Genomic DNA, 5,854 nt, shown 5'->3' with positions numbered 1-5,854 from the left:
TATTCCCGATTCCCGATTCCCGATTCCCGATTCCCTGCTTCCTTATAGTGAAAATCCACAAAGCTGATCCCCTTTGACCCTCACGGTTATAGTGCCAATAATCGTACAACCAACTACAACCGCGCTCTAGCAAATAATCCACATCCAAATTCCACAAGATCACGGTTTTGTCTTTACTAGCAGAAGCTAGCCACTTGCCATCGGGACTGAAACTGACTCCAAACACGGAATCGTTGTGTCCCTTAAAGGTATTAATTAAATGTCCATCCCGACTCCAAAGATTAACCGTTTTATCACCACTAGCAGATGCGATTAAGGTTCCATCTGGACTGAAACTAACCCAATTGACGGCACCATTATGGCCTTTCAACTTATTGAGCAACTTGCCATCACGATTCCAGAGTTTTACAGTACCATCACTACTAGCAGAAGCAATCATCTCGCCGTCTGGACTGAAACTAACCCAATTCACCGCATCATTATGCTCTTGATTATCCCCTTCTAAGGTTTTGAGCAACTTACCCTTAGTATTCCAAAGTTTTACAGTTCCATCATTACTAGCAGAGGCAATATGTTTGCCATCTGGGCTAAAACTGACTCCCCAAACTTTATCCTGGTGCCCCTTTAAGGTCTTGAACAAGGTGCCATCTAAATGCCAGAGTTTAACGGTTTTGTCAGCACTAGCAGAAGCAATTAACTTACTATCGGGACTAAAACTAACTCCCCAAACCTGATCCTGGTGCCCTTCTAGAGTTTCAAGCAAGGAGCCATCTAAATTCCAGAGTTTAACGGTTTTATCTTCACTAGCGCTAGCCATGATCGTGCTATCAGGGCTGAAACTAATTGCAGTCAACCCTTCACCATGAGCCGAGAAGGCTTTTCTGCTACGATCCTTACGGTTCAAAAGTTGAATGGTATTGTCTGCACTAGCAGTAGCAATCATTTCACCATCGGGGCTGAAACTTACACTTCTGACAGTTTGATTATGGCGGATCGGTGCCAGTATCCCCCCGTCACTAGCCCAGAGTCTAATGGTTTTGTCTACACTAGCCGATGCAATGGTCTTGTTGTCGGGACTAAAACTGACATCTACCACCATCTCGCTATGTCCAGCCAAGGTTTCGATTAATTCCCCATCACTGTTCCAGAGTTTAATGGTGTGATCAGCACTAGCCGTAGCTAGCCTCTTACCATCGGAGCTAAAACTGACATCGAGAACCCAATTACGATGACCTTCGAGGGTATCGATTAATTCCCCATCAGTGTGCCAGAGTTTGACAGTGTTGTCTTTACTGGCAGAGGCAATAGTCTTACCATCAGGACTAAAACGGACACTAACCACTGGTTTGGTATGAGCTTGCCAGGTTTTCAGCAGTGTTCCGTCCCTGCGCCAAAGTTTGATAGTTTTGTCCTTACTGGCAGAAGCAATTAACTGACCATTGGGAGAAATACTAACTCCCAATACGGAATCACTGTGACCGGTCAGAGTCTGGAGTAAAACACCATCTTTACTCCATAGTTTGACGGTTTTATCCTCACTAGCCGATGCGATCATTTCGCTATCAGCGCTAAACCTAACACAATGGACTCTTTCGGTATGCCCATCTGCTCCATCTAAGGTCATGATCACGGAGCCATCCTTACGCCACAGCTTGACAGTTTTGTCTTCACTACCGCTAGCCAGCATCTGACCATCTTGACTAAAACTGACACTTTGGATTCCAGCCCGATGACCTCGAAAACTTTTGAGCAAGGTACCGTCTTTGCGCCAAAGTTTGATAGTGTTGTCTCGACTCCCAGAGGCAATCAGCTGACCATCTGGGCTAAAACTGACACTACTAACCCAATCTCGATGTCCCTTTAAACGGTTGCGTTCTCTGACCCCATAAACTGCCTGTTGTAGAGCAGTGACTACCCGTGTCTGGGTCTCTGGATTCACTCCAAGGGATTGCTGCAATTGCTGGGCTGCCTCTAAACTTAGGATTAGGGCATCAAAGGTTCTGTTGGCATCAACTAGAGCTTTTGAGGAGTAGCTCAGGTCACTCAAATGGTTGTTGGTTTTACTGATAGCGTAGCGAACCCCAAGTATACCGGTAATCACCATCAGACTGAACAATGCCATTCCTGCCCAACGTGCTTCTCGCAATCGTTGTCTGAGAATTCGATTCAGCTTTTCTTCGGTTTTCCTTTGTTTTTTAGTTATTTCAGCCAGTTGGTTTTGGAGTTCTTGTTCTTTAACCAGTTGCTCAATTTTATCCTGGCTCTGTTTGTCTTTCTGGCGGAGATTTTCTAATTCTGCTTGCAGTTTAGATTGCTTTTTATGGCGGATAACGTCTACCAGATAATCGTGAACCAGTTGATAGCGGTTGATCGTAACTTCTGGTAATAGAAATACTAATCCGGATTTCTCAAAAATTTCTAATATTAAATCTAAGGTATGGTCTTCTAAGGATGATTCTATGGCTAGTTCGGAGCGATTCTTAAGGGGACGATTTTTATTGTCATCAATTAGTAACGACAACACTAGCCAAGCTGCTGTTTCATTCTCAGGACCGCAATCTTTAATAACTTTTTCTAAAAACCGTTCCACCAGTTTTGCTTTGGGACCATGGTGCTGATACTGAGCTAAGGTAGTAATATTTTCAGCTTGAAGCTGAGCTCCTACTACTTGCAACTCAATGGGACGAACTTCTCCAATTTCAGCTCCTAATTCTCTAACTAATTCGTCAACTAAAGCTGGCTCTAAATAAAAATTAGCCCGATGGGTTAAGCTTTGAATAACTGAATAAGCATCTTCTAAGGAAAAATTTACTAATGGATAACGAATCTTTTTATCTAAGATATTACTTTCTATAACTTCCCAAGTATAATGTTCTAGTTCTAGTAATTTATGTAAGGCGTTATCTCGGATAGAAAAAATTAGTTTTAAATAGGGTAACTTAAGACAATTTACTAAAAAACTAGAAAACAGTTTTCGTTGGGATTGATGGGAATAAACGGAGAAAAACTCTTCAAACTGATCAAAAATTAAAACCGTTAACAAGTTATTATCGGCGTTGTGTTGTAATTGCTCCAGGATAGAGTAAATTAGGGTGTTAATATTACCGTTACCATTACCGTTACCATTAGAATTTGGAAATTTTTCCCTGATCAAGAGGTCTTCATTTCCATTTCCTGATACCTGATCGGCCAAGTGTTTATGCAGTTCCCCCACCCAATCGGTGTAAACTTGCACCACAATCGGTAACCCAATGCGATCGCCAAGGGGTCTATTTTTGAGTGCTGGCACTAATCCAGCATGGACAATGGAACTTTTTCCAACCCCTGACTGACCATGAATAACTGTCAGTTTGTGATCAGCACGGGTAATCCGTTCCATTAAGCGGTTTACATCTCGCTGACGTCCGGAAGCTGCCATTTCCTGGGGAATAAGGTCTTGTGGCTGTACCCCATGCCAGCTGGGATTATTAGCTCCTCGTGGTGGCTGTAGACGACTAGCACCAATGAAGGCACGGAAGCCATACAGCTGCTCCACTGCCCGTTGTTCTTGTTTAATCCGAAATGCTTCTAGGTATTGCCCTTGTTCAAAGTAAAGGCTACGTAATCGTTCCAACAGGTGCAGGTAACGCTGAGGCTCATAGCGATAATTGCTGGATTCTATGGCATCTGCCAGTTTATGACTCGCTTTTTCCAGCTGCTTGACCGCTTCTGCTAAATTTCCCTGCTTTCCTTGGGATTTTACCAAAAATAGTCGATAGAGCTGGGCTAATAGCAATGGATGCAAGCCTTGGTCATGGGGCTGATCATCAGCAGCAACAACCAAAATTAATAGAGCTTTCTCGGCTAATTGACCAGCATCGTCCCATCGGGATTGCTCAAGGGCTACTTCTGCCAGAAAACCGTAATCTTGGGCTAGTTGCACCTGAGTCCCATAGGTTTCATGAAGGGACAGAGCCTGTTGAGAGGTGGTTTGTAAGAATGACCAGGCTTGTAGATGCTGCAGCAGTTCAGCTAGCTTACTAATAAAAATAGCCACCAGATCCTGACGCCCCGCTTGGGTGAAAATTCCCATACATCGATGCAGATACGGCCAAGCTTCTTCCCAATAGCGCTGTTTATGAGCTTGATTTTGGTCAGCCTGGCGACAGTAACACAAACCGAGATAAAACAATAATAACCCCTGGCGTTCTAAGTTATCGGTTTGCTGCCAAACTCTTAAGCTTTTACGAAACCGCTTCTTGGCTAGATTTATGCGATCGCGTTTATAGTCATCTAGACCCAAAACAAAGTCTAGACTAGCGTCTAATTCCTTTTCTAAGGTAATGCCACGACTATGTAAATCTTTTAGGGCAAAATCCAGTTCAAATCGACGTTGGTTTTGCAGTGCTGAGTTCCTGGAATAGGTAATACAAATATCGGGGTTGGTTGGTTGAAGGTTGGAATGTTGTTCGCGTAGCGTGGCCTTTTGGCCAAGGTTGGGAGGTTGTTCGCGTAGCGTGGCCTTTTGGCCAAGCTTGGTTGGTTGGAGGTTGGTTGGTTGGAGGTTGGGAGGTTGGAGGTTGGTTGGTTGTTGGTTAGGATTTGGGATTTGTGGCGTGGTTGAGGGGGAAGGCTCTCCAGAGTTCAATAGACAGGCAAATACCATTTGAGCCTTTTGTCCGAGAAAATTTACTAACTCTGTGGTGGTCAGTTCAAACTTGAGGGGAGTGGCTGCCCAACTGGCAAAATCTGGTGCCAAGCGCATCAGTTTTTGCAATACCTGGTCATTCACCCACAATATTAGAGGAAAGGTTAGGCGTTTACGAAACTCATCCCGGACTTGATTAGTAGAGGTAAGTAATTCCTCAAGGGCAACCACTGACTCTAAACCAACAATCAGTAATGCGGAATGAGGAGGTGAGGAGGTAAGAGGGTCAGGGGATGAAGGGTCAATGGGGCTAGAACTCTCCCTGTTCCCGCATCTGTCTATCCCCTTGTCCTGTCCACGCCCCAATTCCCTGTGTTCATAGTTTTGGATAGTGGTATAAAGGGTGGTAGCCGATGGCGGTATGATAAACTCTGTAATCGGGTATTGCGGCTGACACAGTGCTTTGAGGCGTTGCAGCATCTGTTGTTGCAAACCCTGGTAGTTACACCGCACGATCACAAGAGAAAATTCCCCTTGTGAAAATGCGATCGCTCTAGAGAGAGCCTTTAATGTACTATCGTTGTATTGGGCAGCGTCTGCTGGTGATTTTGTTTCAACCATGACTTAAACTGCGGTGCCTCTTCTAATGCTGGATTTATACCAAACCAATTGCCATCGCGATCGCGGTATTCAAAGACAAACATACTGCGCAATAGGGTTTGGTATTCCGTATCACCCCTAACTTTTTGCTGTTGCACCACCTGAAACAGCAATTCCCACTCCTCATCAGTAATTGATGAGATCAGATAATCGCGACGTTCGAGAATCACATTTTCTAAACACTCACTGGGAATCGGTGGGTTTTCTTGCCTAAGACAATCAAACAATAATCCTAGCAAGTTGCGCACATGACCACCACTAATTCGGCACAAGCGGTTTAAGGTTTCTATATTATCAAATACTTCCGGGAGCAAAGCAAATTGTTCCTCAGTAGTTTGATTGGGGAAAGCTCTAACCAGTACCATTTCTCGTAGCAAAGCCATGCCATCGGGAAACTCCTTACCTGTGCGCAGTTTAACTGGCACCATCGGTAATATTTTAGGAGTAAGTCCACCACCTAAGCGATTCTTCAGGGTTTCGCACTCATTGGAGAAAGTTAACGCCAAGGGAATTGTGTACACAATATGGCAATTGAGTCGGCGTAACTGTTCACCCCGGTCAATATAA

General features: G+C 44.3%; 1 protein-coding gene and 1 pseudogene. Both read right to left on the bottom strand.

The features are described 5' to 3' along the window. A partial coding sequence (locus F6K20_RS21520) for a WD40 domain-containing protein (protein ID WP_287295971.1) occupies positions 1-5,248 on the bottom strand: 5,248 nt, incomplete at its 3' end. Further along, positions 5,194-5,854 (bottom strand): annotated as a pseudogene (locus F6K20_RS21515) (ATP-binding protein); the annotation flags it as partial. The pseudogene F6K20_RS21515 and the gene F6K20_RS21520, both read right to left, overlap by 55 nt.

The organism is Moorena sp. SIO2C4 (assembly GCF_010672485.1).
In the GTDB taxonomy this organism is placed as follows: Bacteria; Cyanobacteriota; Cyanobacteriia; order Cyanobacteriales; family Coleofasciculaceae; genus Moorena; species Moorena producens.
Note: the sequence above shows the minus strand (reverse complement) of the source record. Positions and strands in the feature narration are given on the sequence as shown.